This is a genomic window from Paenibacillus marchantiae, from assembly GCF_028771845.1.
GTDB classification, from domain to species: Bacteria; Bacillota; Bacilli; order Paenibacillales; family Paenibacillaceae; genus Paenibacillus; species Paenibacillus marchantiae.
Map to the genome: position 1 here is coordinate 2,852,941 of NZ_CP118270.1, position 15,966 is coordinate 2,868,906.

The 15,966-nt window shown below is 37.4% G+C and carries 18 protein-coding genes; 16 read left to right on the plus strand and 2 right to left on the minus strand.

Features of this window, described 5'->3' with window-relative positions:
- Positions 1-33 precede the first annotated feature (33 nt).
- The 14 genes from PTQ21_RS13035 to PTQ21_RS13100 all read left to right on the plus strand — a co-directional run bounded on the left by PTQ21_RS13035 (position 34) and on the right by PTQ21_RS13100 (position 12,147).
- The gene (locus tag PTQ21_RS13035; protein ID WP_274570121.1) at positions 34-1,758 is read left to right on the plus strand and encodes a helix-turn-helix domain-containing protein; all 1,725 of its coding nucleotides are present in this window, start codon (positions 34-36) and stop codon (positions 1,756-1,758) included.
- Between the two features lie 293 nt (positions 1,759-2,051).
- Entirely contained in the window at positions 2,052-2,789 is a 738-nt protein-coding gene (gene pyrH / locus PTQ21_RS13040) for a UMP kinase (RefSeq protein WP_063564016.1), read from the plus strand.
- Positions 2,790-3,373: 584 nt separating this feature from the next.
- Positions 3,374-3,973: a hypothetical protein gene (locus PTQ21_RS13045; RefSeq protein WP_274570122.1), complete on the plus strand. Its 600-nt coding sequence runs from the start codon at positions 3,374-3,376 to the stop codon at positions 3,971-3,973.
- 371 nt (positions 3,974-4,344) lie between these two features.
- The gene (locus tag PTQ21_RS13050; RefSeq protein ID WP_274570123.1) at positions 4,345-4,950 is read left to right on the plus strand and encodes an oxidoreductase; all 606 of its coding nucleotides are present in this window, start codon (positions 4,345-4,347) and stop codon (positions 4,948-4,950) included.
- 217 nt (positions 4,951-5,167) lie between these two features.
- On the plus strand, positions 5,168-5,572 hold the full coding sequence (locus tag PTQ21_RS13055) for a hypothetical protein (protein ID WP_274570124.1): 405 nt from the start codon (positions 5,168-5,170) through the stop codon (positions 5,570-5,572).
- 66 nt (positions 5,573-5,638) lie between these two features.
- Positions 5,639-5,947, plus strand: a complete 309-nt coding sequence (locus PTQ21_RS13060; protein WP_274570125.1) for a hypothetical protein — start codon at positions 5,639-5,641, stop codon at positions 5,945-5,947.
- A gap of 23 nt (positions 5,948-5,970) precedes the next feature.
- Positions 5,971-6,108 (plus strand): SRPBCC family protein, encoded by a 138-nt coding sequence (locus PTQ21_RS13065; RefSeq protein ID WP_274570126.1) that lies wholly within the window; start codon positions 5,971-5,973, stop codon positions 6,106-6,108.
- A gap of 866 nt (positions 6,109-6,974) precedes the next feature.
- The gene (locus PTQ21_RS13070; RefSeq protein ID WP_274570127.1) at positions 6,975-7,313 is read left to right on the plus strand and encodes a DUF4279 domain-containing protein; all 339 of its coding nucleotides are present in this window, start codon (positions 6,975-6,977) and stop codon (positions 7,311-7,313) included.
- 263 nt (positions 7,314-7,576) lie between these two features.
- The gene (locus PTQ21_RS13075) at positions 7,577-8,335 is read left to right on the plus strand and encodes a hypothetical protein (protein WP_274570128.1); all 759 of its coding nucleotides are present in this window, start codon (positions 7,577-7,579) and stop codon (positions 8,333-8,335) included.
- Positions 8,336-8,354: 19 nt separating this feature from the next.
- The gene (locus tag PTQ21_RS13080; protein WP_274570129.1) at positions 8,355-8,819 is read left to right on the plus strand and encodes a hypothetical protein; all 465 of its coding nucleotides are present in this window, start codon (positions 8,355-8,357) and stop codon (positions 8,817-8,819) included.
- 47 nt (positions 8,820-8,866) lie between these two features.
- Positions 8,867-9,322 (plus strand): hypothetical protein, encoded by a 456-nt coding sequence (locus PTQ21_RS13085; protein ID WP_090808350.1) that lies wholly within the window; start codon positions 8,867-8,869, stop codon positions 9,320-9,322.
- 111 nt (positions 9,323-9,433) lie between these two features.
- Positions 9,434-9,808 carry a hypothetical protein gene (locus PTQ21_RS13090; RefSeq protein ID WP_274570130.1) on the plus strand — a complete coding sequence of 125 codons (375 nt, stop codon included), beginning with the start codon at positions 9,434-9,436 and terminating at the stop codon, positions 9,806-9,808.
- 110 nt (positions 9,809-9,918) lie between these two features.
- Positions 9,919-11,715: a serine hydrolase domain-containing protein gene (locus PTQ21_RS13095; RefSeq protein WP_274570131.1), complete on the plus strand. Its 1,797-nt coding sequence runs from the start codon at positions 9,919-9,921 to the stop codon at positions 11,713-11,715.
- Positions 11,716-11,835: 120 nt separating this feature from the next.
- Positions 11,836-12,147 carry a hypothetical protein gene (locus PTQ21_RS13100; RefSeq protein ID WP_274570132.1) on the plus strand — a complete coding sequence of 104 codons (312 nt, stop codon included), beginning with the start codon at positions 11,836-11,838 and terminating at the stop codon, positions 12,145-12,147.
- Between the two features lie 442 nt (positions 12,148-12,589).
- On the opposite strand, the gene PTQ21_RS13105 is transcribed toward PTQ21_RS13100, so the two are convergent.
- Positions 12,590-13,195 (minus strand): hypothetical protein, encoded by a 606-nt coding sequence (locus tag PTQ21_RS13105; protein WP_274570133.1) that lies wholly within the window; start codon positions 13,193-13,195, stop codon positions 12,590-12,592.
- Between the two features lie 23 nt (positions 13,196-13,218).
- Complete coding sequence (locus tag PTQ21_RS13110) at positions 13,219-13,803, minus strand: matrixin family metalloprotease (protein WP_274570134.1); 585 nt, start codon at positions 13,801-13,803, stop codon at positions 13,219-13,221.
- A gap of 409 nt (positions 13,804-14,212) precedes the next feature.
- Here PTQ21_RS13110 and PTQ21_RS13115 point away from each other — a divergent pair, with 409 nt between their 5' ends.
- Entirely contained in the window at positions 14,213-14,557 is a 345-nt protein-coding gene (locus tag PTQ21_RS13115) for a tyrosine-type recombinase/integrase (RefSeq protein WP_274570496.1), read from the plus strand.
- A 108-nt stretch (positions 14,558-14,665) separates the two neighbouring features.
- A complete protein-coding gene (locus PTQ21_RS13120) occupies positions 14,666-15,736 on the plus strand; it encodes a hypothetical protein (protein WP_274570135.1) in 1,071 nt (356 codons plus the stop codon).
- Positions 15,737-15,966 lie beyond the last annotated feature (230 nt).

Sequence of the window (15,966 nt, forward strand, 5' to 3'; positions counted from 1 at the left end):
TTTACCTTTGCTATTTGTCAGGAGATGAGAGAAATGCCGCTGCAGGAACAGACAAGTGGTTGGAGTGATACAACGATCAAGATGCTTGACGGGTATAGCGGTACTTTGCAGACAGGCAGTGTTCTTAGCGAAACAGAATTAACTTCAAATGTGTTGCTGCTGGCATGCGGAGGGGAAGGGGAGCTTGCAATGAATGGTGAGGTTTGCCACATTGGAGCTTCTTTTGCCTGTCATGTGGTGGAGGGCACATCCTTCACGCTGACCGCCAGATCAGACGAACTTTATTATATAGTGATCAATTATAAGGCTTCTTCCATGGAAGGAGCCTCTCATGTTATACCCTCGTATCGCAAACACCCACTGCAAACTTCGTTAATTCAGAATCCGGTGACCCAAGCGGAATGGATCGAGAATGCGGAAAAAATCGTTGCCAAATGGCGTCGTGGCGAAGGGCTGGAACGTTTTCATGCCAATGCGTTGCTCCAGGTGATGATCTACGAACTGATCATGGAGTATGAATGTGGTCAAGGCGGAGCAGAGTCCGACATGGTGGATGTTGTCGTTTCATATATATCATCGCATTATCGTCAGAATCTGGAGCTTAAAGAGCTGGCAGCCCTCGCTGGGTGCAGTGTAAGACAGTTGCAGCGACGATTCAAACAAGAGAAGCAGCTCGGACCGATGGAGTACGTCATCCAGCTACGCATGGAAAATGCTTCGCGGATGCTGCATCATACGGATGCTCCCATTGGGGAAATTGCTAACAAAATGGGCTACCGTGACATGTATTATTTCAGTAGGGCGTTTAAGAAATATTATGGCGTTCCTCCGCTGCGTTATCGGCTTGCTGCCGCTTCGGAAACAGATGCAAACTATGCTCATTCCTTGCAGCGGAATCGATTGGCTTCTTCGTACGAGTCGGGCCAAGGCCCGGTGATATGCCATATGCGAGGTGAATATCCTGTCACCAGTGCTCCACAGCGTATCGCCGTACTCGATGTGCAATATGCCGATCACCTGCTTGCGCTTGGGTTGCATCCAGCAGGAAGTGTAGGAGTGGGAAGTGCAGTGTTAACGTTCCCTCAATCGCTCCGGGCAGGACTTCAGCATACCGAATTGCTCGGAACGTATGAGTACCCCGATCTGCTTGCTGTGGAACGACTTTCTCCAGATCTGATTATTTGCACCGAGGTGCATGATCAGCACGTTGAACGGTTAAGCCGAATCGCTCCAGTTCTCATGTTTAAACGCAATGAGAGCTGGCAGACCATTCTGAGCCTGTTCGGTGAACTGACAGGTAAGCGAGCAGAGGCAAAGCGAATACTTGCGGATTATCATCGACGAACCGCATTGCTGTCAGAAGAACTTGCAACAGTCCTCGCAGGTAAGAGCGTAGCACTGATTCGTCCACTAGATTCTCTGGTTCGCGTACATTCTGCCTCGCATCGTACCGGTGCAGTGCTGTACCGTGACCTAGGTTTACCTGCTCCATCATTTGTGGCAGATACTTCCGACACAGCTTATCATATTTCAGTTGAAAGACTACCAGCTGTACATGCCAGCCACTATTTTTTGCTTAGCAATGAAATGATGCAAGAGGGAATAATATCCGCGACAGAGCAACGTGTCTGGGGGATGCTCGATGCGAGTGAGCGCCAGCACATACACTCGGTCGATGCCGCGACATGGATCGGCTGTTATGGACCAACAGGCATCAATGGCATTGTGGATCAGATTGAACAGGCGTTGTTGGCTTGAGGGGTTATGATTTTTTTGTTGTTTGTAAAGCGGCAAGGTAGCTCTTTGATATGGCTCATCGTAAATCATATTATAACTTATTGAAATTGCTTGCAGATTTAATATTGACGGTAATTGCAATTTAGCCTCACGTAATGTAAAATTACTTAACGGAAAAACATGGAAGGGGTGGGGGTATGAGGTGGAAACGGAAGACTTACATTCAGTCGACTTGCGTAATTTCATATTTCCATTCCATTAGGACACTAAAGCATTTATTGCTTTAGTGTTTTTATTTTATGGGGGTGTAATAATTGTCAAGGTACAAAAGGGTTCTCGTTAAGCTAAGTGGTGGAGCAGTAGCAGGAAACTCTGAATTTGGTTTTGAGCCAGAAAGGTTAGACCATATTGCGGATGAAATTATGTCAGTAGTAAATTTAGGCGTTGAAGTATCGTTAGTTATAGGTGGGGGTAACATTTTCAGAGGTAATATGGCGGAAAGCTGGGGGATAGAAAGGGCAGAAGCTGATAACATTGGGACGCTTGCGACTGTAGTAAATAGTTTAATGCTTCGTGGAGTTCTTAAAGCCAAGACCAAAAAGGAAGTACGAGTAATGACGGCAATACCTATTACTTCAGTTGCAGAACCATACATCCGTCTAAGAGCAATCCACCATCTAGAAAAAGGCTATATTGTAATTTTTGCAGGGGGGAACGGTCAACCTTACGTTACAACAGACTATCCTTCAGTACAAAGAGCCATCGAGGTTAATTGTGACGCTATATTAGTTGCAAAGCAAGGTGTTGATGGTGTTCTTAATGCAGACCCTAAATTTGATAAAGATGCAAGGAAATTTCGTTCGCTTCATTACAACGACGTTTTAAAACACAACTTAAAGGTAATGGACCAATCAGCTTTCATTTTAGCAAGAGACTACAATCTGCCAATGCATGTGTTTAACTTCGATAAACCAGGCTCGATGAAAGAAATTTGTGAAGGTAAGAATAACGGTACGATAATTAGTGGCGAATCAGTTTCAGAGTTGGAATGAAATATGTTAGCAATACTACTCTCCCTTGATTTAGCGAAACGATAGTTCCACAAAAGAGAAGTTCTATTCAAAATCCCACTCGGCCATGGAGTGGGATTTTGTTTATGGATCCACAAAGTCAGACCTCCCAAGCTTAAAGCAAGTTAGATATTCATAATCTTTTAAGTTGGGGTAATACCAGCGTCACTGTCACCAAGTGCAAGCGTATGGGTTAGATTGGAAATTGTTGTTGTGATTTAGATAACATAAAGTTAAATTTGTTCATAAATAATGTAAATTTTATGTCATTCCTTGCTTCAATTGCTCTGATATAATTTCTGCTAGAGCGAACCTCCCAGTAAACAAGTAACAACTCAACCAGAACAAAACACTGAGGGGAAACTGATAAAGTCATCGGAAAGTAAAGAAAAAGTATCGCCCCATTTGTTATACAGCAGTGAAGAATTATTCGCTGTATGGAAGTAGCTTTTAGCACATGGTGATATAAAAAGAAGGAACAGAAGATTTTAATCCATACGGGGATTAATTCAGTTAGCAAGCGAGTAAACATGCGAAATCATAACTTCATAGTAGGAGTGTGAGATATGAAAAAAACAATATTGGCTTGTATGATGATAATGTTGATGCTAGCATCGGCTTGTGGAAATGTTGAAAAGACATCAAATCCCAATACTTTTAGTGAGCCTAAACCTGAAACTCAGGAGGCTATTATTCAAAAAAACACATCCGATTATTGTACGGTAGACCGTATTTACTTGGATAGTGAAACTGAAAAATATTTCTATGGAACTTGGAAAGTTGAGAAGCTTTTAGGATTTGCAAATTCATATAATGATGCTTCTGAATATCCAACAGGGCAAAAATTTATTGGAGATAAAATTATAATCGAAAAAGACTTTTTTTCATCAAAAGGACTTAAAAAGTATATGAAATATCAATATGAACTAAAAAATCCATTATATCAGATTACGGCGACATGCTATAACTCTGACTCTTTTTATAGATATTATAAAATAGATATCCCAGACCTAAATATAAATGATGAAATAAAGGCAATAGATATAAGTGACTCTTCTACAAAAATGAGCATACCTGTAAGTTTAAGCTTTTTAGCTGTTAATAACGATAGGCTTATCTTGTTATCAGAGGCAACTATTTTTGAGCTTAAAAAAATTATTGATTAACTGATTAAATGAATTAAGGTTATGTAATAAGTTCTGTGCTAATTTATAAACAAGAAAGGTCAACCTCTTTAGGCTGACCTTTTCTTGTTATGTCGTAAACGAGTAAAATGCAGTGTATTAACTGGATATTTGCGAGTAAAACCCGTGCCATTACTAATTATGAACAATTATCGTTTTCTTCTTTTGATCCGTATGGATAAGGGTTTGAGAAAACTATTAAATATCCTTTATTCGCCAATTCACCTTCTTAAATGTAACAATATGGGTTATCATATACGTAGTTCAGGCACTAGTAGATGGGATATGTTGTATTTGTGAAATACAAAAATTAGATATTATATGAATTCAATTGACAATTACGAGGTGATTCAATGAGAAAAAACATAGCAATAATCATACTAATGGTTGGATTGATAATAAGCATGTACTTCAACTATCAATTCAAAGGGTACAAAGACAATCAAAAGGTTGATTACACGGTTAAACTGAATCATGGAACTCAAATTGGTATAAAAGAATCAATCTACAATTTAGATAATGTGATAAAAAGCTTAGAGGACAATTCTTCGAAGGAAACAGTCATACACGCATTAGGAAATGTGGCAGTATCTTTGAAAGTGGGTGAAGAATCATTCGTCTTTCTGAAATCCGACTTCCGGGAAGATCAATTATCTTCAACCTATTTAATCTATAATGTGTTTAGAGATATGTATACGCATATAAGAGTAGAAATCATAGGCGAAATATTATCGAATAAGATATCGCTAGAAAAAGAATCGAGAAATCAACTGATTAAGGATATAGGAGTTCTTAAGCAAGATTTGGAGTATATTGATAATCAATTTAACGAGGATGTTCTGAAAGAACAAAGTCCTAAGTGGATTGAAAATAAATGGAAAGAGTTAATTGGAGAGATTGTAAATAGAAATACGGATTATAAGTTATATGAAAGAATGAAAATGAAGTACAACTTATAAGTAGTTCTTGTAAGGCGATTGACATCTAAATAACAACATATCTACGCCGTTGCTTTCGCTTCTTGGTCTGCCGAGGGTATTCGAAGAAGTGGAGTCAGCAGGTAACCCTGCACTACTTAATCGTGTCGCGGCAAGTCGCTGCACTCTTTGAGGTAGTGAGGGTATGTAGATACAAGAACGTTATGTGAAATACCAGAAAACCTAATAAGGAGAAGCTATGAACGAAAAAGCTAAAGGCAAATTAAAAAAGCAATTTCTATTCATCGTTCTATTTATTTTTATAATCGTAATTCAAGTAACTACCAATAACTTAGCATATCATCCTCCTGCATGGACAACTGCGTTATCAATTTTTTGCTTTATTATATTTTGTATACTTGGCCTTGTAACATACCTTGATCTTAAGAAACAAGAGCAGTTCAACACAATTGGACAAATAGTAGAGGTGAATAATAACATCGTAATAGTCAAAGGACTGGGACGAGGTAACACCAAAATTAAAATAAATGATAGTCACATCGTGAATATGATGCAGCCAAATGAACTCATTGAAATAAAGAGATTAAAATATTCAAAAATGATAACGAAAATAGTATATAAAGACCAAGAGATCTATCCTTAATCAAGTTATAAATAAAAATAGAGGATATATCTTGAAGTCCGTCTGAGGTAGAGGGAGTGAATGTAAATGAACAACATAAATTCTCATCATTGCAACCTAAATATAAGGTATGATCTGCCTGATGAGGTATGGGATAAAGTTTCTAAAGTGTATGAGCGTATGCCAGGGTGGATTAGTTATAAAAGTGGAGTTCCATATTGGTTTGGGTCTGAAGAGGATGATGTTTTTATTGAGGCATCCGTAGAGCCTAGTGGATTATCATTTTATGCACAGATGAATATTGATGATTGGGTGTCTTGGATAGAAACATTTAAGCTGGAAGCGTCAAAAGTGTTGGGCTTTGAAGTTGGTGAACCTGAAGATGGATATATGTGATGAAAGCCTAGTTCCTTCTCCTAATGGCCCCTTTCGCAACAGGAAAGATGGATCGCAGACTTGGTGGCAAGCTTGCCTTCGATGATGCTGAAGGAACGACATATGAAGGCACCATTACAGAGTTAGAAAAGCCATATGTATTTGGTTTCGGTGAAAGTTGATGATCTGGTTAACATTTCATTGCAGGCAGAAGATCAAGGGTTGGGCAGACAGTTAACGTTTGTTGAGAAAACTCGATGGAGATAAATTTACATTAGTTTTTTGAGATAACAGACACAGATTCAGCATTAGTTGGAGGCGGACCGGAATATTTTGTTGTGTCTATTACAATGGATGATAATATATATACGCTGATGAACGATAAGCAGGGAAATAGTGAAATTTCTCTAGTTATTGGTGGTCAGTTAGGGTTCAAGGGCTTGTAAACACCAAATATTATGTGAAATTGTATTAAAAGAGTTGGAGTAGGTGAGTTCAGTGGTGGAGAGAAAATTCAAAAGTCATTTTTTTTACATTGTGCTACTGTCAGTTCCATTTGTAGTATTAGAGATTTTACTTTTATTAAAATATCCTAACACCGGATTAGGAAGAATCATAAGCTTGCCCATAACCTTTATGATGAATGGTATGATTATTCTGATCTCTTCTGGTTTAGTTTATTATTTGCTTAAATACACCGGATTTAGAGTCGTTGGACGAGTTATTGTAGGGTTAATGATATGTTTAACTCTTATCGTAACAATATGTTTATACCCGCAGGATTCATCCAAACATATTTCAGAAATTATAGTAGAAGATATTAAAAATTTCTGGATTAAATGAGGATTTCACTTGGTATATATTTTCTGATTAAACAATATTTTTTGGAGTGTTTCAGGTGGAATGAGACATCACATAACAAAAGTTTCGCGCTACGAGCATACGCCCTTGATTGTATGAAATAGATACAGTAGAAGCATAACTTACCCACACAGGTTTTATCCTAAGATAAGAGCTATCTAAAATGAAGCCAGTCGCGAATCTTTGAATGTTAGGCGAAATCCATACATCAATTCTTAAAGAGGTGAAACTCCTGAAAGACAAAACCGAAGTAATGGCTTATTTTAGTTTGTTTGGAGATGAATTCAATCCGAATTATGTAACTTCAATACTTAAAATTGAACCTACGAATACGGCTTATAAAGGCGATATAATTAACAAAAGGCATCGAATAAAAGAAACATCATGGACATTAGGTACAGAGTATGAAGAATCATTAGATGTAAATCACCAATTAACAAAAGTAGTTGATCTATTAAAAAATAAAGTGAAAGAAATCAATTCGATTCGGATTGAACTTCGATTATTTACGAAATTTTCATTGTAATCAGAATAGAAGAGGGCAAAACTCCTGCTCTTTATTTCGATTCTGATTTTATTGAATTCGTTAATATGATTCATGCTGAAATTGATGTGGATTTGTATGCAAATCCATATGATGAAGAATTGGATTAAGAAATAAAGTTCGTGAGAAATGCTTAAAAGGAATGGACATCAGATAACATTATATTCACGCTGCGGACATTAGTCTTGGGCCCGGTAAGAGCCAGACACCCAGTTTACATCGGGGAGTGAATACAAGAACGTTATATGAAACTTCCTGATGAAGGATTATTGATGAATGTATTAATACATAAACTCCAGAGCAGGGATGCGGGAATTTTGAGAATATTTTTGAAGTCAATCTACTTATTATCTGCTGTAGGAGTCGGCGTTGGATGTTTTTATTCTTTCATGTTTTTTATCTTTAATATTGGCGGTGGTTTCATTAGTAGTGATAACAAGCCTGCTGCTTTCGGGGTTGCTGCTTTGGCGGTAGTAGGAACAATCGTTTTTTTACTACTTGGCAGACTCATTTACAATTCCAACTCCTATATTGGCCCAAGTATTGTAATCATTGTTGTTACCGCTATTCTTACTTTACCAGTCGTCGATGTGGCTAATAATGTGATTGGTACTTATCAAACACACCGCGCGAAGCCTTATGTGGAAAGTTATATGAATGACTTAAAAACAGGTCTTGTTGAAAAAATAGCACCATTGGAATTTGATTATAATGAAAGCAAGACTGAAACTCTACGTTACTGGAGTAATAATGGACATGATATTTGGATTAAATTAAGAAAGAAAAATGAAACACTGACATCAGAGGATTTAAATAACGTAATTAATGCCTTACCTTCAGCTAAGTATAAAGTAAGAGTATTCATATATTATAAGAGCTTTAAAGAGTATCCAAACGATCAGTATTCTATTGATTTTACGGTTCGAAATAGCCCAACTGTTCCACCATATTGTAATTCAGATGACTTTGAACATAATCTATGTGATTTTGTAATAGGAAAATAAATCTAAAGGAGTTCCTGAATTGAAGAATCAAAAGCATGCAATGAGTTTAATATTTCTTTTAATAATATTAGCCCTAAGTGGTTGTAGTTCAAACAGTATGAAGGCGGATGAAATTGTTGAGGACGGGTTAATAATAAACTCGATTTCAATTGGACTGGGAGGGAGTGAAGAAGATGCAGGTATAACAGTCGTAACATATAATTTCAATCTATGGAATAGAACCAATAAATCAATAATGCTAAAAACAGTTGAGCCAATCATAAGTAAGGATATTCAGAATCAATTAATCGATAGAGACATTAAATTAAACATAAATGAGAAAATTGATGGTAATAGTTCGGAAGCAGTGGCGGGTACTTTTAGATTAGATACAAAAGGGCTTGATAAAGAAGGAATAATTAAGTTAAACATTAATGTTAAAGAATTTAATATAGCAATTGAACAAGTCATAGGAATGAATGAAGTGAATGAAGTAAATAACTAATTTCAGATAACTCCAAGAAAACATATCTAACAAAGAGGTGTATCTTTATGGAAAGAAAAAAAGAGGAAAACAATCAGATGGGTGTAATTCCAGAGCACCATAGCCCTGTACGACATATCCTTAATGAAGCAAACGGACTACACAACAATCAATTTATAGATAGTTTTAAGAAAGCTGCAGATACTCCAGATGCATATGTAATTATGGAAGGTGATGATGGAGGACAAATCTACTTGTCTTGCCCTATGAAACTAGTCAATTGCAGTGAGGAGACATTACATACTCTATTAAAAGATTTAGATACCATTGCATGGGACTGTAATGAGGGAGAAGGCCAAGGACTATTTTACGAAAAACTCTTTCCTGGTGATGGGATTAGTGGAGGTATGGGGGGAGGAGATGTTGAGGAAGGACTATGGATTCATGAAGAATTTATTGATTTACAATTATATGATGAAATTCATGAAGTCATATTAGGCAATAAAGAAAGAATAACAAAGTAATAAAATGAATAAATCATAAGGCCCATCAACATCGGATAACAAAGTGTTCATGTGGATGGGCAAACTGTTGAAGTACTGCATACAGAGAAAAAGGAAGATGTGAGGTGAGTTATGGGCGTAAGAAAAAAATATAAACGTAAAATCGTTCGATCCAATCGATTATTTTATTGGTATGTTGAACCGGATATTGACGATGAAGGAATAATCAAATTACATATCGTTTCTGAGGATAAGAAGTTAATCGTTACTTATGAAGTGGGACAACACAGTATTAAGAACAAGAGTCCATTTATAGTCATCATCGGAGAAGAATTCGAAGGCTGGACGTTAGAATATATAGGATACAGAAGAGTACTAACACCGAAATGGAGCGATGAGATCATCACGCCAAAATTGATAGGTGAAATCATTGATTGGTGCCTCTTGAAAGATAAAGAAATAAACAGCGTTAATTGGAAAGGTGAATATCTTCGGCCTCTCTCATGAATTGAGTGTAATTGCAGTTAAAAAAATTTAGATTCATGTGGACTCTTTTGAAAACGTATACGTGAAAACAAGAGTACGTAATTACATTTAATATAAAAGGAGAGAAGCTAATGCAAATGAATCGTGGATATCACACTTTTAACAAAGTAATCGCTTGTGTTCTTTCATACATATTCATCATTACGGCAATAGCGGTGCCTGCTCACGCTGAAGAAAAACAGGTTGAGGCTACACCATCCAGGATTCCTTTATCCGAGCTAGAGAAAACGATTGATGCTTATGTTGCCTCCTATGAGAAGTATACGGCTGCCGTTTCGGTTGTGGCGATCAAAGATGGCGAAACCATTATGAATAAGGCATATGGTTACGCAGATATTGAGAATCAGCGAAAGGCGGATACATCGACGGTTTTTGAGTGGGCCTCCATCTCTAAACTGTTGGTCTATACGAGTGTGATGCAGCTTGTCGAACAAGGAAAGCTCGATTTGGAGACGGATATCCAAGAATATCTGCCAGAGGGATTTTTCAAAAATCTCAAATACGATGAACCGATTACCCTAATGAACCTGATGCATCACAATGCGGGTTGGGAAGATCAGACAGTGACCGAAGTGTATTATTACGAAGAGAATAAAAATTATGATTTGGGAGAAACATTGCGTGAAAATGAGCCGAAACAGATATATAAGCCGAATAGCGTCGTTGGTTATTCAAACTATAGCGTTGGATTAGCCGGTTACATCGTGGAATTGGTAAGTGGGCAACCTTATTATGAATATGTTAATCAACATATTTTTGAACCTCTTCATATGAACGACACTACGGTTCATCCAACGGGGCAAGATCGTCCAGACCTTGTGCAAAGAAGGAATGAGGTTAAAGGGTATACGAAAGATTTGAAACGGATCCCTAAGAACAGAGTATACGTAACGTTCTATCCTACAGGGGCAGCCATGGGGACAGCAAAAGATTTAGGAAAATTCCTTGCAGCGCTGATGCCTGTTGATGATAGCCATGTATTATTTGCAAAGAGGGATACGTTAGACGAAATGTTGTCAACAAGTCTATATTATGACGAGACTTCGATTCCTCGGTTTGCGCATGGATTCGTTGAGATGGAATACTGGGCACCAACACTATTGCACGAGGGGAATTTAAAAGGATTTTCAAGTAAAGTTGTCTTTGATCCAGAATCCAAATTTGGAATGGTGGTCATGACAAACATTGCGTTTGAGGAAATCTATTATTATGGACTTATTAGCAAAATCTTCGGTAATAGTACATACGTTAATTCAGTCACTTCTGAAGGAGGATATTTTCAATCCGCACGACGGCCAGCCGCTAGATTTACTGATTTATTCAGGCAGCTTGATATAACCAAATTTTCAAAAGCTGAGTTAAGTAGTCTGTATAATGTGGTCGAGCATAATGGCGTTGTTGAGAAAATTTCCTATACTCCTTACATGGATTACTTGCCTGTATCTAATTTGAAGGTGAACTTGATTGTAATATCTTTTATTCCTGTTGCGCTAGCCATCCTTTTCAGTTTAATTGTGTTGATCGGCTATTTAATCCGGATGCTTCTTTACAAACGAAATAAACGGGGAAATCCTCTAAACCATTTTGATAAATATCATCTTGCAATTAATGTTGCAGGTGCGATACTTCCTCTTAACCTTTTAATCATACACACGAGACTTCCAAGTTATCCCGCTCATTCTTCGCTACGGATCAATTTATTGTTTAACCTACTTTATGTGGTTCTAGCAGTGGCGTATCTTGGCTTGCTTATTTACAAACTGAGGAAGAGCAGTTACAGCAAAAAGCAAAAGGTGATGTACATCATGTCTGGCATCTCAGCGTTCATCTTGGCTGCTTTTATTGTGGGTTGGCATTTGTATGTTTAGAAGGGCAGAAGCTAAATGGATAACTTAAGCATATTGATAGATGCCATGGTTAGACTTCGTAATTCCGATCTTAGGTTGCGAGATGCCAAAGGATAGATCAGAGATAAAGGAGGCCACAGAATGGAAACTAAAATGCTGTTTGGTGTGGGGTTAGTCTTTGATACACCGGAATTCGGAACCATCGTTATGGGGGCCAATGAAGAATTGGATGAACTACTTCCGCCAATAATTAAAGAGATGATCAGTGATCGGATTATCATTAAAAAAACGAATGGGGAAGAGCAAGTATTTGAAGTTGTTTCTACTCAAATTAACCATTCTACAGCCGGAAAAAAGAATATTGGAATATGTTTGGGAAAAGGGATCTCCCCAGACGAAATACCTGCGGGTTCAATCGTCTACTGTAATTCATCAGGACGAATTGATCAGTAGTGCAGGTTCGGGTAAACATGCTATATGAAAGCATCGGAAGGTCATTTGATTCCCTATGAGATGAAGAAAGACCTTCCTTTTTTTTCTTTTTCAATGTCACGTAGAAGGTTCCAACAACATCCAATAAAGCTTCCTCCTTTGATAAATGATGAAAACAAAGACGACATGAGGTTATTCCTAGAGTATTAAAGAATAATTCATCAGGATTTATAACACTACATAGTGATAAGAATTCCGAACAACTCAGGCTGAACGAACAACTGACTAACCCGCTTTACGGGGAATTCAGTAAAAAGGTAATTAAAAAAGCCCTTTAGAGGGGCTTAGAGGGGCTGCTTGAAATAAAGCGCGGTCGGCAGACTTTCAATTCGCCTTTACCAAGCGATAGTTAATAAAACTCTTATGGGGCTGATGAAAGCTATACGCCATGGGGCTAGGAACATTAATTTATATTGTACTTCTCCATTACTGAGTCACGAAATAATTCGTATTCTGATAACTCTTGAGAAGTGAAAGATTGAGACAACTTACTTTGATTAGTCTGTTCTAGGCTGAACTTCCCTAAGTTATCATTAATTAGTCCATAATCTCCAAAAGTGTTCTTCATTAAGAAAATCACACTGTTATCACCCTTCTGTAATTCAACATAATGATCAGCTGTATATTTGACATCACCATCAAGACTGACTGGTTCAATGATTGTTAACTCTTTTTGATCTGAAGGGAAATCTTCTGGCTTTTTCAATATCTTTTCAATTTTTATATTGGTATTCGTGTGGAATGATTGCATTGTTCCATCATCGAAAGCAGTTACCACATGTTCTCTATCTATAAATTCATCTGTAGCATATCCAATGACAACCAATTCAGCAAATTCATCTAGTTTATTAATTTCATTAAATGTTATTGAATTCGCAGAAAGATTCACAACTTTATTGATTTGTGGATCTGTTTCCGAATCTTCATTTAAATATGCAATTGAACCAACAAAGATAATCAATAATAACAATACAGGGATTACTATATATTTCTTTTTTGATAAAGACATGATCTCACCCTCTCAGTTATATTTCAATTTCCCCATTTAAGTCTAATCTCTTGGATATCATATGTTGTGGGTCCTATGTCTTGAATTCCAGATTTCATTACAGAGCTAGAACCAGAGTCTGGTGTGTGATCTAATCCTAATGCATGGCCATATTCGTGAGTAGCGTTAGAAATGATCTGTGAAGTTGTCATGTTAAATCTGTACATATTGTTATGAAAAAGTCTTATATTGCTGAAGCTCCACGTTTCACTGCCAGTTGCAATAACATAACCGCCTGAATTTGATAATTTATATCCCTCCTGCAAACCAATCCATGTTGGATGAGCAGTTGTACCTACATAATACTTGTCTGGCGTTCCGGTTGAGGAGAGAACTCTAGTCAAATTAACCTTTGTTGATGTATCATTCCATTTGAAACGAGCTTCATCTATTGCTGACACATAACCGTACGATGAAACAGAATCAGAGTACCATACATTATACGTAGCACTTGTTCTACCACCTGAAAATCTAACAGCGTCAGCATCTGATTGAAGCAGACCGAGACTTAAAGGAAGAATGGCGAGACTTAGAATAATAATTTTTTTAAACGTTTTAGATGTTCTCATCAATAATGGCACCTTCCTATAGTAGTGAATGTGTCCCAAAATTGTATGTATAGATTGTATATCCTCCTTTTATATAATTATTCCAATTTAGGGATCTAATATATTGTAACTATATATGGAAACGGATTCAATGTTAGAAATTAAAAAAAATATAAGTGTGATTCTCCCCTACACTATTATGACTATCCAGAAGTTTACGAACCAGTTTGATTGAGATGAAGTGCAGATTATCCTGGAGTTGTGGTTTGAGAGCGAAAGATCTACAGCAATGGAAAGCTAGTAGAGGAAAATCGAATGGACCTAAGAACCGTTAGAGAAAGTATTAAAGTTAAGAGGATACAGCCGCAAAAAGGGAGTTGCTCAATTACTCAAATCCGTTACCAACCCTAAACATAAAGCAATTCAGTTCCTGACCTATTCTTCCGGGCTTCGTGTAGGTGAAGTTGTGCGTCTGCGTTGTAGCGATCTCGATAATGAAAGGCAGACACTTATTGTGAGACAGGGAAAGGGTCAAAAGGATCGGAGAACGCTTCTTTCAAGCCTCGCCTGGGATATGGTGCAGAAATACATAGATGAATACAGACCCAATCGTTGGCTATTTCCGGGCCAATCTTCTGATCGACATCTTACTGAGCGGAGCGTACAGAAGGTTTTTGAAGAAGCTAGACAACGCGCAGGAATTATGAAAAAGGTAAGTATTCATGCGCTGAGACACTCCTTCGCTGGAAAACGGGACAGATCTACGAGAAATTAGGAGCTACTCGGTCATACGAGTGCACGAACAACTCAGGACATTTTACCTAATATCGAAGGAGGAAGATTAAAAGATAAAGATATTAAGGATTTCTTTGAACAATTAAAAATGTATTTTACATTTTCTTGGGAACTCAACTCAAGTGTATACTATCTTACTGTACGAGTTTTAGAAGACATTGGTGGTTTAGATGTTCCTAAGTACAGTAAACTATCGCAAATGATCTATTCCGAATTGCAAGAGAAAAGGGTTGTTGAGACGGAGTCTAGTGAGAGGCAGGTCACCATTCTTGATTCTAAAGGAAAACCAATAACACATGATTATTCCGTGCTTGACAAGGGGGGAAAGGCACAGGAAACAAACATATCCGACCAGTTGCTAAAGTTTATTTCAGGTATAAATTGGATGTCATTTAGGACAGCATATTATACTTTGGCAGCAAAGAATCTAAATGTTGATCTTATACTTCACCCTATTAGACAGGGCTTTCAACTGAATCTACTTTCAAAATTACATGTATATGATAGTTCGTTACACTCAAGGTTGATATCAGAACTCAATAAAAATGCACAAGAAACTGTATCAAAGATAAATAGATTGACAGATCCGATAATTATGAACAATCCTCTTCCACTGTTTACTGCTTGGATTGCTGATAAAGCAGGTCCGAAAGGTGATTTCATTAATGTGGCGTATGAATTACACAATGATAAACATATTCTAGAAGCTAGAAGTAAACTAAATACACTTGAAGAGTTTATTCGAGCAGGAGAGAGTAAAAAGTACTCTGTGACAGTTAATCAATTGGTACTCGATATAAATAAACAAATGAAGAGATTATGTGAGAAATATAAAATAGAAACTTCACAAGGTATACCATTTTCAAACATTATTTCAGTCTACAATTACGCTGCTCCGATGAATGGGATACCAGCATTACCCAAAATATCTGGAAGCATAAAGGGATTGGATTTTATTAAAGATATGGTACCCAAGAAAGGCTTTGCTGGGTTGTACAGGCGGATAGTTAATGACTTAACAGTAGTTGAACGTTTAGGGAAATATCACGATATTATAGCCTCTAATGTAGTTTTTGCGAAAAATGCAGGATATTACAATGCTAAAACTGATCAATCATCATATCAAAAAGCTAGAACATATTGGAAATTACCATTGTAAGATTATTCGAGAAGACATTAACCTTAGATAACACCGCATTCATGCTTCGGTCGCTATCGCTCCCTCGGTCCGCTGAGGGCATTTCGGAGGAGCTGATTCAGCGGACAACACCTTCGAGGCTAAGACTTCGACCCGGTCTGCACTATCTTTTTGGGAATCTCATTCCATAAAGAAAATGGTATACCAATACCTTAAGAAATGAAGTGGATTTTCCAGTCCTTGATGATTTG